The organism is Streptomyces sp. NPDC037242, from assembly GCF_055604165.1.
Map to the genome: position 1 here is coordinate 43,235 of NZ_JBVJUY010000040.1, position 14,628 is coordinate 57,862.

Consider the following 14,628-nt stretch of genomic DNA (forward strand, 5'->3'; position numbering starts at 1 on the left):
GTCCGCCCGGAGCGCCCGGTGCCGGCGTGCCCACGCCTCCCGGTCCGCCCGGAGCCCCGGGCGGCGGTGCGCACCACGCGGCGACGATGCTCGCGGGTCCCGGCGTACCCCAGCCCCCCGGTCCGCCCGGCCCGGCGCCCCAGGCGCCCCAGGCGCCCCAGGCGGCGCAGCCCACCGGTCTGCCCACGGTGGGCCCCGGCTACCAGGCCGTGCTCCGCTATCGCGCCCCGGACGGCTCCGAGCAGCAGCTCATCCGCCGCTCGGCGCCCGGCACCCCGCACCCGGAGTGGCAGATCCTGCACGAGCTGCGCGCGATGAACGTGCCGCCGCAGCAGGTGCTGGAGCTGCACACGGAGCTGGAGTCCTGTGAGCTGCCGGGCGGTTACTGCGCCCGCATGATCCGGGAGACCTGGCCGCAGGTCCGGATCACGAGCGTGGCCCCGTACGGGAAGGAGCACGCGGGCCGCCAGCAGGGCATGCGGCACCTGCTGACCCACCAGGGCGAGCTGCACCAGGTGGCGGACGGCCCGGCGCGCCCCGCGCCGGTGCGCGCGCCGCTCCCGCAGGTCCCGCTCCAGCCGGCGATCCCGCTGGAGGCCATCGCGCAGGAGCTGGTGGCGGCGTTCGGCCAGCAGGGCGTGTTCCGCTTCGAGCCGCGCGCGGTCTCGCGGCAGGGCGTGCCGGAGATCGTGGCGCAGACGCTGATGTGGTCGGGGCTGCCGGTCGACTTCGGGCCGTTCTTCTGGGCGCAGGCGGTGCCCGGTGCCCCGCTGCCGACGCTGGCCGAGATGGCGGCCCAGCGGCAGGTGCAGCCGGCCTCGGACGCGGGTTCGTACCTGGTGGTGGGCAGCGACTTCGGCAAGGCGCTGTGCGTGCAGTACGGCACCGCGCACATCGTGGCGGTGCCGGTGGAGAGCGGTCCGGGCGGGGCGCCCGTGCCGCCGCAGTTCGTCAACTCCAGCCTGCCGCAGTTCGTACGGTGCCTGGCGCTGCTCGGTCACATGTGGCGGCTGCGCCAGCACCTGACGCCGGAGCAGGCGGGCCGCTGGACCGTCGATTTCCAGGCGAATCTGGCGGGGCTGGACAGCGCGGCGCTGGCGTCTCCGGAGAACTGGTGGTCGGTGCTGCTGGAGCAGATGTGGGACGGACTGCTCTGATCACCTGCTGAACGCATGATCCGCTCAATGGCCGGGCCGGAACCCTCGAACGGGGTCCCGGCCCGGCCATTCCGGCTTCTGCGTGCAAATGACGCATCCTTGACAGGAATCCCCGCGAGAGAGGCGCTTCCAGGATGAGTGCACCCATGTCACCTCAGGGCCCGGGTTTCGCGACGGTCCGCGTCCGCGGCTACCGCGTGGAAGAGGTGGACCGGTATCTCGCCCGGCTCTCCGGCAGCCGGGACGAGGCGTGGGAGCGGGTGGCGCGGCTGACCGTACTGGCGAAGCGGATGGAGGCCGAGGCGGAGCGGTTGCGGGAGGCGGTGTCCGCGCTGGCCCCGCAGACGTACGACGAGCTCGGCGAGCGCGCCCGGCGGATCCTGCTGCTGGTGGAGGAAGAGGCGCACGCCGTACGGGCGGACGCGCGGGCGGACGCCGGGGCGACGCTCGGCGCGGCCGAGGCGCATGCCGACCGGGTGGCCGAACTGGCCCGCCAGGACGCGGAGGCGGTGCGCGAGCAGACCGAGGTCCGGGCCCGGCAGGGGCTGTTGCGGGCGCAGCGGGAGGCGGACGAGGCGCGCGCGGAGGCCCGCGAGGACGCGAAGGCCTGGCGGGCTGAGGCGCAGGCGGGGCTGGCGGAGACGGGCCGCCGGTCGGACGCGCTGCTGGCGGAGCGCGAGCAGGAGCACGTGGAGCGGTGGGACGCGGCGGAGCGGGAGCTGGCGGCGCGCGACGGGGAGCTGGAGGCGCGCCACGCGGAGCTGGAGCGGTATGCGGAGTCCCGGCTGGCGGAGGCCCGGCGGGGCTTCGCGGAGGCCGAGGAGTCGGCGCGGCACGGCCAGGAGGACGCGGAGGCGCGGGCCGCCGAGCTGATCGCGGCGGCCCGGGTCCAGGAGGAGCGGGTCGCCCGCGAGACGGAACGGGTGCTGCGGGAGCACGCGGAGTCCCAGGAGGAGATGCGGGCCCACATGAACCACGTCCGCTCCAGCCTGGCAGCCCTGACGGGCCGCGCGGGTTCGGCTGCGTCGGGCCCGGCGGACTGACGCGGTTCCCGCGGCTCTCTCGCCGAGGGCTCCCCGGGGCGGCTGCGTCGGGCCCGGCGGTTCGGCGGGGGTTGGCCGGCGCGGTGGGGTTCGGCGGGTTCGGACGCGCCGCCGGGTGGAAGGCGGGCGGGTCCGAACCCGCGCACCGCGGGCGGTCTGCGGGCGGGTGGGTGTTCAGGGGAGCTTCGTGAGGAAGTTCTCGATCAGGGGGGCGATCTGGGGGAGGTGGGTCTCCAGGGCGAAGTGGCCGGCGCCCTCGAAGACGTGGACCTCGGCGTCGGGGGCGTCGCGCAGGTACGCCTTGGCGCCCGCCGGGGTGAAGAAGGGGTCGCCCGCGCCCCAGACGACCAGGACCGGCACCTGCGCGGAGCGCAGCCACGCCTGCCAGGCCGGGTAGCGCAGGAGGTTCGAGGCGTAGTCGAAGGCCAGGTCGGCCTGGGCGTCGGCGCGCCCGGGCAGGCCGAGGTAGTGCACGTCGAGCGTCCAGCCGTCGGGGGAGATCAGCGCGGGGTCGGCGACGCCGGTCTCGTACTGGAAGCGGGTGCCCTCCTCGGTGAACAGGCCGCGGACCTGTTCCTCGTTGCCGGGCACCTCGCGCCGCAGGCCGGTGAACTCGCGGGCGACGTCGGACAGTCCCTCCTCGTACGCGTTGCCGTTCTGCACGATCAGGCCCGTCACCCGCCCGGGCCGCCGCTCGGCGAGGCGCAGGCCGACGGGGGCGCCGAAGTCGAAGACGTACAGCGCGTAGCGGTCCAGCCCGAGGGCGTCCGTGAACCCCTCCACGATGTCCGCGAGCCGGTCGAAGGTGTACGTGAACCCTTCGGGGGCGCGGGTCCGGCCGAAGCCGGGGTAGTCGGGGGCGATCAGCCGGTACGGGACGCCGCCGAGGGCGTCCATCAGGCGGGCGAACTGGTGCGAGGACGTCGGGAAGCCGTGCAGCAGGAGCAGGACCGGGGCGTCGGCCGGGCCGCTCTCGCGGTAGGCGACGCTGACGCCGGCCACGTCGACGGTGCGGTGGTGGGTGAGCGGAGCGGTGGACATCACATGCCTCCAGTGGCTTCGGTGGCATTAGTCTTGCGGTAGATCGCTAACGGGTCAAGGGGTGGATGTAGCATTAGTCCCGTGACTGCGATCGAATTCCCGCTCACCGGTGAGCACCTCGCCCTGGACCTGCTGAACACCCGGCCCGCGGGCCGGGACCTCATCGCCGGCCCGGCCGGGCTCGGCGCGTGGGTCGCCGCGCAGGCGGGGCGGGTGACCCCGGTCGCGGAGGTGGGCGGGGCCGAGGTGGCCGCCGTGCATGCCGTACGGGAGGCCGCGGGGCCGGCGCTCGAAGCCGCCCGGAGCGGCGAGCGGCCGCCGGCCGGTGCGCTGCGGGTACTGAACGACGCGCTGCGCGCGGGGCCGTCGCACCGTGAGCTGACCTGGACCGCCGAGGGCCTGTCGGCCGCGGCCCGGCGGGAGTGCGCCCCGTCCCGGCGGCTCGCGGCGGAGCTCGCCGAGGCGGTGGCGGAGCTGCTGACGGACCCCCGGGTGGGGGAGGTCCGCCAATGCGAGGGGGTGGACTGCGTGATGCTCTTCCTCCCGGCGAACCCCAGGCGCCGGTGGTGCGTGGCGTCCCTCTGCGGCAACCGGGCCCGCGTGGCCCGCTACTACGCCCGCCACAAGCCCGACCCGGCCTGACCCGCCGGCCCGGTGACCCGCCCGGCGCGGCCGACCCCGCGCCGCCGCGGAGCTCCCGGTCAGCCCTGCTCGGTCGCCTGCTGTGCGGGAACGGCCGGGCCGGGGAGCGGGTAGGGGTCGCTGCGCAGCCCGCGGTTGGTGACCGACACCGCGAGCGGCGGGGCTCCGGCGCCGAGCGGGGCCGTCAGGGTGCCGGTGGCCGCGTGGAACGCCGTCGGCAGGGGCGTGCCGTCGGCCTCGACGCGCGCCTCCTCGCCGAAGCCGCCGCCCTCGACGGTCAGGGACCCGTCCGCCGGCGTGACCCGCGTGATCACCGGGTTCGCCCGGGTGGCCATCTTGTTCACCAGGTAGGCCCCCGCCGGAGCGCCCGTCAGCGCCCAGATCTCGTCGGGCAGCCTCGGCAGCCCGCCTCCCACGTCGGCCAGGAAGAACGCGACCACGTACAGCATCGTGACCGCGCTCAGGGCCACGTACTGGAGGTCCACGAGGTCGGTCCGCCCGCCGTCGTTGGCGATCAGCTCCCGCAGCGGACGCCGTCCCGACTTCGTCGGTTTCGGGGCCGGCTTGGCCATGCTGCCCTTCTCCACCCGCAGGCCCACGACCGCCTTCGCGCCGATCAGGGCCACGTACGGGCCTCCGAGCAGCGGCAGGTAGACGTCCGTCAGGGACGACAGCGGGCCGTGCCCACCGTCCTCCCCGCCCCGGAACCAGTCGACGCCGCCGCCCGCGGTGAGCCCGTAGCCCAGGATCGAGAGCAGCAGCCAGACCAGGATCAGCGTCCACCCCAGGGCCAGGGCGGTCGAGGTGGAGAGCCTTCCGTCGCGGCCGGTGATGAAGGCGGGATGGCGGCGCAGCCGCCATCCCAGCGGGCCGGCCAGGGCGGCCAGTAACGCCAGTGCGCAGAGTGCTGAAGCCATGTCGTCCCCCCGGAGAATGCGCCTCCGCAGAGACTTACCCACTCGGTACGAGCATGACAACTCCCCACGTCCCGCTCAGTCTTCCGGCAGCACCGGGAACCGCCGCGGCGCCAGCACCAGCAGCACCAGTACGGCCGCCACCGCGGCCACCGTCGCGCAGACGAAGATGTGGTCCACGGCCACGGCCACGGCCCGTTGCAGGTACTCGGCGGCCTCCGGCGCGAGCTGCGCCGGCCGGTCCAGCGCCCCGGCCACGTCGTTCACGTGCCGCGGCAGCCCCGCCGCAGCCGGGGCGTCCGCCAGCCGCCCGGCCAGCGTCGCGTTGGCGACGGCCCCCATCAGCGCGGCCCCGACGCTCATGCCGACCTGACGGCAGAACAGCACCGAGGCGGTCGTGGTCCCCCGCTCCTGCCACACGACCGTGGACTGGACCGCCATGATCAGCGGGAGCTGGAAGAGGCCGAGGGCCGCGCCCAGCAGCAGCATGATCAGGGCGGGCTGCCACGGCGCGGCCGGGTACGGGAGCAGCGTGAAGGCGCACAGGATCACGGCGGCGATCCCGACCCCGATGACGGCGCTGTCGCGGAAGCCGACGCGCCGGTAGACGTGCTGGACGAACATCGCGCTGATCGGCCAGGTCAGGGTCATCGCGGAGGTGATCAGCCCGGCCTCGACCGCGCTCAGGCGCAGCACGGTCTGGGCGTACATCGGCATGAACACCATCGGGGCGACCATCAGCAGGCCGAGCGCGCCCATGGCGAGGTTGACGGCGGCGATGGGGCGCCGGCGCCACACCCAGCCCGGGAGGATCGGTTCTGCGGCCCGCCGCTCCACCCGCACGACCAGCAGGCCCAGCGCCGCCGTCGCGCCCAGCAGCGCCACCGAGGGCGCGGACAGCCAGGGCCAGGCGACCCCGCCCTGTACGAGAGCGAAGAGCAGCAGCCCGCCGCAGGCGAAGATGCCGACGGCTCCGGCCCAGTCGATCCGGCCCCGGCGCCCCGGGGCCCGTACCGGCTCGACCAGGTGGCGGGCGATGATCCACAGGGCGGCCAGGGCCAGCGGCAGGTTGATGAGGAAGATCCAGCGCCAGTCCACGTACGCGGCGATCAGCCCTCCGAGCGCGGGCCCGGCCAGCGCCGAGCCGGCCCAGACCACGGACATCCGCGCCTGGATCCGGGGCCGCTCCTTGAGCGGGTACAGATCGGCGGCCAGCGTCTGGACCGTGCCCTGCAGGGCGCCGCCGCCCAGGCCCTGGAGGATCCGGAAGGCGACCAGGGCCGCCATGTTCCAGGCGGCCGCGCACAGCAGCGAGCCGAGCAGGAACACGCTGATGCCGAGGAGCAGTACGGGCTTGCGGCCCAGGGTGTCGGACAGCTTCCCGTAGACGGGCAGGGTGACGGTGCTCGCCAGCATGTAGCCGGAGAAGATCCAGGAGAAGACGGAGAAGCCGCCGATGTCGCCGACGATCTGCGGGACCGCGGTGGAGACGATGGCTCCGTCGAGGGCGACGAGGCCCATGGTCAGCATCAGCGCGGCGACGACGGCCCGCCGCGGCCGGCCCGGTGGCCGGACTTCGCCCCTGCCGGACTCCGGGCCGTCGCCGCCGCTGTCTCTGCGGCCTGCGTTACGGGTGTTCCCGGTGTTGCCGGAATCGGCGCAAACGCGCCGGTCGGACGGCCTGCGGTGCCCACCCTGCTCGCCCGCTGTGCCGTCCTCTTCGCCGACGTCCCCTGAGCTCATGTCCACCCCTCCGATGCAGCGGCCACCTTCTCATTCGGCCGGACATCCCCGAGGAAGTGTCCACCGGAGGGTGGAGAACCCCTAGGGGTTGGTCCTCACAAAGGGCCAGGGGTCTTTCGTCCCGGCGTAGGAGGTACAAGGTCCCGCCCTGTCCTTAACTGGTTCCTACGGACAGGGACCTGGGGTGGGGATAACCCCCGGCCGGATACGGCGACGGGCACCAGCGCGCCGGAGGCCACTGGCCGGAAGACTTCGACAGGTCAGAAACGAACGAGGGGAAACACCGTGACAACGGCTATGACCGAAACCAGGCACGGGGGTACTGGAGGGCATGAAGCCGTCGCGGCGCGGGCGCGCCAGGTCGTCAAGGCCTACGGCTCCGGGGAGACGCGCGTCGTCGCCCTCGACTCGGTGGATGTGGACATCCGGCGGGGCCAGTTCACCGCGATCATGGGCCCCTCCGGCTCCGGCAAGTCCACGCTGATGCACTGCCTCGCCGGTCTGGACACGGTGACCAGTGGTCAGATCCACCTGGACGACACCGAGATCACCGGCCTCAAGGACAAGAAGCTCACGCAGCTGCGCCGCGACCGGATCGGCTTCATCTTCCAGGCGTTCAACCTGCTGCCGACGCTCAACGCCCTGGAGAACATCACGCTCCCCATGGACATAGCGGGCCGCAAGCCCGACGCGGAGTGGCTGAACCGGGTCGTGGAGACGGTGGGCCTCGCGGGCCGCCTCAAGCACCGCCCGACCGAGCTCTCGGGCGGTCAGCAGCAGCGCGTGGCCGTGGCCCGCGCCCTCGCGGCCCGCCCCCAGATCATCTTCGGCGACGAGCCGACCGGAAACCTCGACTCCCGGGCCGGCGCCGAGGTCCTCGGCTTCCTGCGCCGCTCGGTGGACGAGCTCGGCCAGACCATCGTCATGGTCACCCACGACCCGGTCGCCGCGTCCTACGCGGACCGCGTCATCTTCCTCGCCGACGGCCGGATCGTGGACGAGATGTACGGGCCCAGCGCGGACCAGGTCCTGGACCGTATGAAGGACTTCGACGCGCGCGGGCGGACTTCATGAGCACCGTCCTGAAGACCTCGCGGCGCAACTTCGTCGCGCACAAGGGAAGGATGGCGCTGTCCGCCATCGCGGTCCTGCTCTCCGTCGCCTTCGTCTGCGGCACGCTGGTGTTCACCGACACCATGAACACCACCTTCGAGAAGCTCTTCGCGACCACCGGCGCGGACGTCACCGTCTCCGCCAAGGCGACGGCCGGGGCCGACGACTCCGACGTGGAGAACCCGCGCAGCGGCCGCCCGGCGACCATCCCCGGCGAGGCGGTCCAGAAGGTGTCCGCGGCGCAGGGCGTCCAGAGCGCCCAGGGCAGCGTCATCTCGATGTCCGTCACGATCGTCAACGCCGAGAACAAGAACGTCGGCCCCAGCTCGGGCGCCCCGACGATCGCCGCGAGCTGGAACGACAACGAGCTCAAGTCGATGGCGGTCACCTCCGGCCACGAGCCGCGCGGCCCCACCGAGGTCCTCGTCGACGCCGACACGGCGAAGAAGCACAAGCTGAAGATCGGCGACGAGCTGCGCACCATCGCCATCACCGGCGACTTCCGCGCGAAGATCTCCGGCATCGCCACCTTCAAGGTGACCAACCCGGGCGCCACCGTCGTCTACTTCGACACGGACACCGCGCAGCGTGAACTGCTGGGCGCACCCGGCCTGTTCACCAACATCAACGTCACCGCCAAGGACGGCGTCAGCGACGACCAGCTCAAGCAGAGCATCGCCACCGCCGTCGGCGCCGACACGTACAAGCTCCAGACCGCCAAGGAATCCGCGGACCAGGGCCGCAAGGACGTCGGCGCGTTCCTCGACGTCATGAAGTACGTGATGCTCGGCTTCGCCTTCATCGCGTTCCTCGTCGGCATCTTCCTGATCTTCAACACCTTCTCGATGCTGGTCGCCCAGCGGACCCGCGAGATCGGTCTGATGCGCGCCATCGGCGCCGACAGTGGCCAGATCCTGCGGTCCGTCGTCGTCGAGGCCTTCCTCCTCGGCCTCGTCGGCTCGGTCCTCGGCGTCGGCGCGGGTGTGGGGCTGGCCGTCGGCCTCATGAAGATCATGGGCTCGATGGGCATGCACCTGTCCACCGACGACCTGACGATCGCCTGGACCACCCCGGTCGTCGGCATCTTCCTCGGCATCGTCGTCACCATCGTCTCCGCCTTCATCCCGGCCCGCCGGGCCGGCAAGGTCTCCCCGATGGCGGCCCTGCGCGAGTCGGGCTCGCCCGGCGACAAGAGGGCCGGCCGGATCCGCGCCACCCTCGGCCTGGTCCTCACCGGCCTCGGCGCCGCGGCCCTGTACCTCTCCGCAGCCGCCGAGAAGGCCGCCCCCGGATCCCTGTGGCTGGGCCTGGGCGTGGTGCTCACGCTCATCGGCTTCATCGTGATCGGCCCGCTCCTCGCGGGAGTCGTGGTCCGGGTGCTCTCCGGCGCGGTCCTGCGGCCCTTCGGGTCCGTCGGCCGGCTCGCCGAGCGCAACGCACTGCGCAACCCGCGCCGTACCGGTGCCACCGCCGCCGCGCTGATGATCGGCCTGGCGCTGGTCGCCTGCCTGTCGGTGGTCGGCTCCTCGATGGTGGCCTCCGCCACCGACGAGCTCGACAAGTCGGTCGGCGCCGACTACATCGTCCAGTCCCAGACCGGCCAGCCGGTCATGCCGCAGGCCGAGCAGAAGCTGCGGGCCACCAAGGACCTGGACCACGTCACCGCGTACCGGGAGATCAACGCCAAGATCACCGCCCCCGACGGGACCACCGAAGAGGACGGGCTCGGCGCCCAGGACCCCACGTACGCCAAGGACATCCGCCGCAAGATGACCGCCGGCGAGCACGCGGCGGCGTACGGGGCGAACTCGATGTCGGTCGGCTCGCTCTACGCCACCAAGCACAACATCAAGCTCGGTGACGAGATGACGGTCGCCTTCACCGGCGGCAACACCGTCAAGCTCAAGGTCGCGGCGATCACCAGCGACGAGGGCAACCTCGACAAGGGCATGAAGTACACGAGCACCGCCGTCGCCGAGGCGAACGTGCCGGCCGACAAGCTGCCGCGGCCGTTCATGCTGCTGGCCACCGCCAAGGACGGCCAGGAGGACTCCGCGTACACCGCGGTCAAGGCGGCGCTGGCGGAGTACCCGCAGTACAAGGTGCTCAACCAGACCGACTACAAGCAGGCGCTGAAGGACCAGGTCGGCCAGCTGCTGAACATGGTCTACGGGCTCCTCGGCCTCGCGATCATCGTCGCGGTCCTGGGTGTCGTGAACACCCTCGCCCTCTCGGTGGTCGAACGGACCCGCGAGATCGGCCTGATGCGCGCCATCGGCCTCTCCCGCCGCCAGCTGCGCCGCATGATCCGCCTGGAGTCGGTGGTCATCGCGCTCTTCGGTGCCCTGCTCGGCCTCGGCCTGGGCATGGGCTGGGGAGCCACCGCCCAGCAGCTCCTCGCCCTCCAGGGCCTGAAGGTGCTGGAGATCCCGTGGCCGACGATCATCGGCGTCTTCGCCGGGTCGGCCCTGGTGGGCCTGTTCGCCGCGCTGGTCCCGGCCTTCCGGGCGGGGCGGATGAACGTACTGAACGCGATCGCGAGCGACTAGCCCGCGGTCGTCACGGGGGAAAGCACCGGCCCCGGCCAGCCCGAGAGGGCGGGCCGGGGCCGGTCTCGTTCAGACGGTCAGTACGGGAACGTCGTAGAGCGGGATGGACTTGTCGCGCGTGACGAGGGTCAGCCCTTCGCTCTGCGCCTGGGCGATCAGTATCCGGTCGAAGGGGTCCTTGTGGTGGGGAGGCAGCTGCCCGGCGCGGACCCCGTGTTCCGCGACGATCGGCAGCGGGTGGAACTGGGTGCCTTGCGCGCGCACCGCCAGATCCTCCTCGCTGTGGAGTTTGCCCGCCGCCTGTTTCACGGAGAGTTCCCAGGGAGTGACGGCGCTCATGTAGACCCATCGCTCACGGGTCAGGAGTTCTCGTGTCTCTTCGGCGAGTTCGCCGTTGAGCCACCAAAGGACGACATGCGTGTCGAGCAGGAGGCTCACGTGTCGGCTCCGAAGGCTTCGGCGAAACCATCGGGGAGGTCGTCGAAGTCGTCCGGGATGTCGATCCGGCCCCGTAGGGAGCCGTAGTCGGTGCGCCGGACCTTGCCGGCCAGGGGGATCACTTTCGCGACCGGCTCGCCGGCCTTGCTGATGATCACCTCTTCGCCGGTGGCGACCGCCTCCAGGATCTTGGAGAAGTTCGTCTTCGCCTCGTGGACGTTGTACTGCCGGGCCGCTTCCATCGCGTACTCCAGGGCAAGGGGTGGACTAACCGCCGGACCAAGCGTAATCAGATCGGCCCAGTCCGCGCCAGCTCCGTCACTCCCGCGGGTGACCCGAATCCCGCGCGCGGGGGGCAGGGCGGCGTCGTAGGCTGGGAACCCCCGGCCCGTGCGACGTGTCGGGTCCTTCGCGTTGCCCCCTCACCGGACGGAATGCCGCCTTCATGAGCCTGCACGGACTGCTCGACGCCGTCACCCGGGACCCCGCACTCGCCGAGGCGGTCACCGCGGCCGGGGACGGCAACCGCATGTACGTGGACCTCGTCGGCCCGGCCGCCGCGCGGCCCTTCGCCATCGCCGCGCTGGCCTCCCGTACCGGGCGGACCGTGCTCGCGGTCACCGCCACCGGGCGGGAGGCCGAGGACCTGGCCGCGGCGCTGCGCTCGCTGCTGCCACCGGACGAGGTGGTGGACTACCCGTCCTGGGAGACGCTGCCGCACGAGCGGCTCAGCCCGCGCAGCGACACCGTCGGGCGGCGGATCGCCGTACTGCGCCGGCTCGCGCACCCGAGCAAGGACGATGCGGCCGCGGGACCCGTGAGCGTGGTCGTCGCCCCCATCCGCTCCGTGCTCCAGCCGCAGGTCAAGGGGCTCGGGGACCTCGTGCCCGTGAGCCTGCGCCAGGGGCAGGGCGCCGACCTCGGGGAGATCGTCGAGGCGCTCGCCGCAGCCGCGTACGCACGCGTCGAACTCGTTGAGAAGCGCGGTGAGTTCGCCGTCCGCGGCGGCATCCTCGATGTGTTCCCGCCCACCGAGGAACACCCGCTGCGCGTCGAGTTCTGGGGCGACGACGTCGAGGAGATCCGCTACTTCAAGGTCGCCGACCAGCGGTCCCTGGAGATCGCCGAGCACGGCCTGTGGGCGCCGCCCTGCCGTGAGCTGCTGCTGACCGACGAGGTACGGGAGCGGGCCGCGGCCCTCGCCGAGGCCCACCCCGAGCTGGGCGAGCTGCTGAACAAGATCGCCGAGGGGATCGCCGTCGAGGGCATGGAGTCCCTCGCGCCGGTCCTGGTCGACGACATGGAAATGCTGATCGACGTACTGCCCGCCGGCGCCATGGCCGTGGTCTGCGACCCGGAGCGGGTGCGCACCCGGGCCGCCGACCTCGTGGCGACCTCCCAGGAGTTCCTCATGGCCTCCTGGGCCGCCACCGCGGGCGGCGGCGAGGCCCCCATCGACGTCGGCGCCGCCTCCCTGCGCGGCATCGCCGACGTCCGCGACCACGCCCGCGAGCTCGGCATGATGTGGTGGTCGGTCTCCCCCTTCGCGGCCGACGCGGAAGCCGGCGGCGACACCCTGACGCTCGGCATGCACGCCCCCGAGGCCTACCGCGGCGACACCGCCCGCGCGCTCGCCGACACCAAGGGCTGGATCGCCGACGGCTGGCACACCGTCTACCTCACCGAGGGCCACGGACCGGCCGCCCGTACGGTCGAGGTCCTCGGCGGTGAGGGCATCCCGGCCCGCCTGGAGGCCGACCTGCGGGCCCTGGAGCCCAGCCTCGTCCACGTGTCCTGCGGCTCCCTCGACAACGGCTTCGTCGACCCGGCCCTCAAGCTCGCCGTCCTCACCGAGACCGACCTGACCGGGCAGCGCACCGCGACGAAGGACCTCGGCCGGATGCCGACCCGGCGCCGCAAGACCATCGACCCCCTCACCCTGGAGGTCGGCGACTACATCGTCCACGAGCAGCACGGCGTTGGCCGCTACATCGAGATGGTGCAGCGCACCGTCCAGGGCGCCACCCGCGAGTACCTGCTCGTCGAGTACGCGCCCGCCAAGCGCGGCCAGCCCGGCGACCGGCTGTACATCCCCACCGACCAGCTGGAGCAGGTCACCAAGTACGTCGGCGGCGAGGCCCCGACCCTGCACCGGCTCGGCGGCGCCGACTGGACCAAGACCAAGGCGCGGGCGAAGAAGGCGGTCAAGGAGATCGCCGCCGACCTGATCAAGCTGTACAGCGCGCGCATGGCCGCCCCCGGCCACACCTTCGGCCCCGACACCCCCTGGCAGCGCGAGCTGGAGGACGCCTTCCCGTACGCGGAGACGCCCGACCAGCTCACCACCATCGCCGAGGTCAAGGAGGACATGGAGAAGTCGGTCCCCATGGACCGCCTGATCTGCGGCGACGTCGGCTACGGCAAGACCGAGATCGCCGTGCGCGCGGCCTTCAAGGCGGTCCAGGACGGCAAGCAGGTCGCCGTCCTGGTGCCGACCACCCTGCTCGTGCAGCAGCACTTCGGGACCTTCTCCGAGCGGTACGCGCAGTTCCCGGTCGTCACGAGGGCGCTGTCCCGCTTCCAGAGCGAGTCGGAGTCCAAGGCCACCCTGGAGGGCCTGCGCGAGGGCTCGGTGGACATCGTCATCGGCACCCACCGGCTCTTCTCGCAGGAGACGAAGTTCAAGGACCTGGGCCTGGTCATCGTCGACGAGGAGCAGCGGTTCGGCGTCGAGCACAAGGAGCAGCTGAAGAAGCTGCGCGCCAACGTCGACGTGCTGACGATGTCCGCCACCCCGATCCCGCGCACCCTGGAGATGGCGGTGACCGGCATCCGCGAGATGTCGACGATCACCACCCCGCCCGAGGAGCGCCACCCGGTCCTCACCTTCGTCGGCCCGTACGAGGAGAAGCAGATCGGCGCGGCCATCCGGCGCGAACTGCTGCGCGAGGGCCAGTGCTTCTACATCCACAACCGCGTCGAGTCCATCGACCGGGCGGCCGCCAAGCTGCGCGAGATCGTGCCCGAGGCGCGGATCGCGACCGCGCACGGCCAGATGTCGGAGCAGGCCCTGGAGCAGGTCGTCGTGGACTTCTGGGAGAAGAAGTTCGACGTCCTGGTCTCCACGACGATCGTCGAGTCCGGCATCGACATCTCCAACGCCAACACCCTCATCGTGGAGCGCGGCGACAACTTCGGCCTCTCCCAGCTGCACCAGCTGCGCGGCCGCGTGGGCCGTGGCCGCGAGCGCGGGTACGCGTACTTCCTCTACCCGCCGGAGAAGCCGCTGACCGAGACCGCGCACGAGCGGCTCGCGACGATCGCCCAGCACACCGAGATGGGCGCCGGCATGTACGTGGCGATGAAGGACCTGGAGATCCGCGGCGCGGGCAACCTGCTCGGCGGCGAGCAGTCCGGGCACATCGCGGGCGTCGGCTTCGACCTGTACATCCGCATGGTCGGGGAGGCCGTGGCGGACTACCGGGCTGCCGTGGAGGGCGGGGTGGAGGAGGAGCCGCCGCTGGAGGTCAAGATCGAGCTGCCGGTCGACGCACACGTCCCGCACGACTACGCGCCGGGCGAGCGGCTGCGCCTGCAGGCGTACCGCTCGATCGCCTCCGCCAACTCCGAGGCCGACGTCAAGGCGGTGCGCGAGGAGCTCACCGACCGCTACGGCAAGCTGCCGGAGCCGGTGGAGAACCTGCTGCTGGTGGCCGGACTGCGGATGCTCGCCCGCGCCTGCGGGGTCGGTGACATCACCCTTCAGGGGGCCAACATCCGCTTCGGGCCGGTGGAGTTGCGCGAATCGCAGGAGCTGCGGCTCAAGCGGCTCTACCCGGGGTCGGTGCTCAAGCCCGCCACCTCGCAGGTGCTGATCCCGCGCCCGAAGACCGCCCGGGTCGGCGGGAAGCCGCTGGTCGGCCGGGAACTGCTGGCCTGGACCGGGGAGTTCCTCGCCACCATCCTCGGGTCGTAGCGCTACGCCGGC

Annotated in this window: 11 protein-coding genes; 6 read left to right on the top strand and 5 right to left on the bottom strand. The window is 72.4% G+C overall.

Annotation, left to right across the window (positions count from 1 at the left end; genetic code table 11):
* Together ACZ7GJ_RS33765 and ACZ7GJ_RS33770 are read left to right on the top strand one after the other, a co-directional pair.
* The coding region (locus ACZ7GJ_RS33765) for an SUKH-4 family immunity protein (protein ID WP_470757156.1) at positions 1-1,157 on the top strand (1,157 nt) is incomplete at its 5' end.
* A 146-nt stretch (positions 1,158-1,303) separates the two neighbouring features.
* Positions 1,304-2,200 carry a cellulose-binding protein gene (locus ACZ7GJ_RS33770; RefSeq protein ID WP_470757157.1) on the top strand — a complete coding sequence of 299 codons (897 nt, stop codon included), beginning with the start codon at positions 1,304-1,306 and terminating at the stop codon, positions 2,198-2,200.
* A 174-nt stretch (positions 2,201-2,374) separates the two neighbouring features.
* On the opposite strand, the gene ACZ7GJ_RS33775 is transcribed toward ACZ7GJ_RS33770, so the two are convergent.
* A complete protein-coding gene (locus ACZ7GJ_RS33775; RefSeq protein WP_470757158.1) occupies positions 2,375-3,241 on the bottom strand; it encodes an alpha/beta fold hydrolase in 867 nt (288 codons plus the stop codon).
* A gap of 81 nt (positions 3,242-3,322) precedes the next feature.
* On the opposite strand from ACZ7GJ_RS33775, the gene ACZ7GJ_RS33780 reads away from it, so the two are divergent.
* Positions 3,323-3,883, top strand: a complete 561-nt coding sequence (locus tag ACZ7GJ_RS33780; RefSeq protein WP_470757160.1) for a CGNR zinc finger domain-containing protein — start codon at positions 3,323-3,325, stop codon at positions 3,881-3,883.
* Positions 3,884-3,942: 59 nt separating this feature from the next.
* On the opposite strand, the gene ACZ7GJ_RS33785 is transcribed toward ACZ7GJ_RS33780, so the two are convergent.
* Complete coding sequence (locus tag ACZ7GJ_RS33785; RefSeq protein WP_470757162.1) at positions 3,943-4,800, bottom strand: hypothetical protein; 858 nt, start codon at positions 4,798-4,800, stop codon at positions 3,943-3,945.
* Between the two features lie 75 nt (positions 4,801-4,875).
* Entirely contained in the window at positions 4,876-6,540 is a 1,665-nt protein-coding gene (locus ACZ7GJ_RS33790; RefSeq protein ID WP_470757164.1) for an MFS transporter, read from the bottom strand.
* A gap of 297 nt (positions 6,541-6,837) precedes the next feature.
* Here ACZ7GJ_RS33790 and ACZ7GJ_RS33795 point away from each other — a divergent pair, with 297 nt between their 5' ends.
* Together ACZ7GJ_RS33795 and ACZ7GJ_RS33800 are read left to right on the top strand one after the other, a co-directional pair.
* Positions 6,838-7,614: an ABC transporter ATP-binding protein gene (locus ACZ7GJ_RS33795; RefSeq protein WP_470757165.1), complete on the top strand. Its 777-nt coding sequence runs from the start codon at positions 6,838-6,840 to the stop codon at positions 7,612-7,614.
* A complete protein-coding gene (locus ACZ7GJ_RS33800) occupies positions 7,611-10,202 on the top strand; it encodes an ABC transporter permease (protein WP_470757167.1) in 2,592 nt (863 codons plus the stop codon). Before ACZ7GJ_RS33795 ends, ACZ7GJ_RS33800 begins: the two co-directional genes overlap by 4 nt.
* Positions 10,203-10,271: 69 nt before the next feature.
* Here ACZ7GJ_RS33800 and ACZ7GJ_RS33805 read toward each other — a convergent pair whose 3' ends face one another.
* Both ACZ7GJ_RS33805 and ACZ7GJ_RS33810 read right to left on the bottom strand, forming a co-directional pair.
* Positions 10,272-10,640 carry a type II toxin-antitoxin system VapC family toxin gene (locus tag ACZ7GJ_RS33805; protein ID WP_470757169.1) on the bottom strand — a complete coding sequence of 123 codons (369 nt, stop codon included), beginning with the start codon at positions 10,638-10,640 and terminating at the stop codon, positions 10,272-10,274.
* On the bottom strand, positions 10,637-10,882 hold the full coding sequence (locus ACZ7GJ_RS33810) for a type II toxin-antitoxin system Phd/YefM family antitoxin (protein WP_470757171.1): 246 nt from the start codon (positions 10,880-10,882) through the stop codon (positions 10,637-10,639). Before ACZ7GJ_RS33810 ends, ACZ7GJ_RS33805 begins: the two co-directional genes overlap by 4 nt.
* Positions 10,883-11,085: 203 nt before the next feature.
* Between ACZ7GJ_RS33810 and mfd the strand changes: the two genes are divergently transcribed.
* Positions 11,086-14,616 carry a transcription-repair coupling factor gene (gene mfd, locus ACZ7GJ_RS33815; protein WP_470757172.1) on the top strand — a complete coding sequence of 1,177 codons (3,531 nt, stop codon included), beginning with the start codon at positions 11,086-11,088 and terminating at the stop codon, positions 14,614-14,616.
* Positions 14,617-14,628 lie beyond the last annotated feature (12 nt).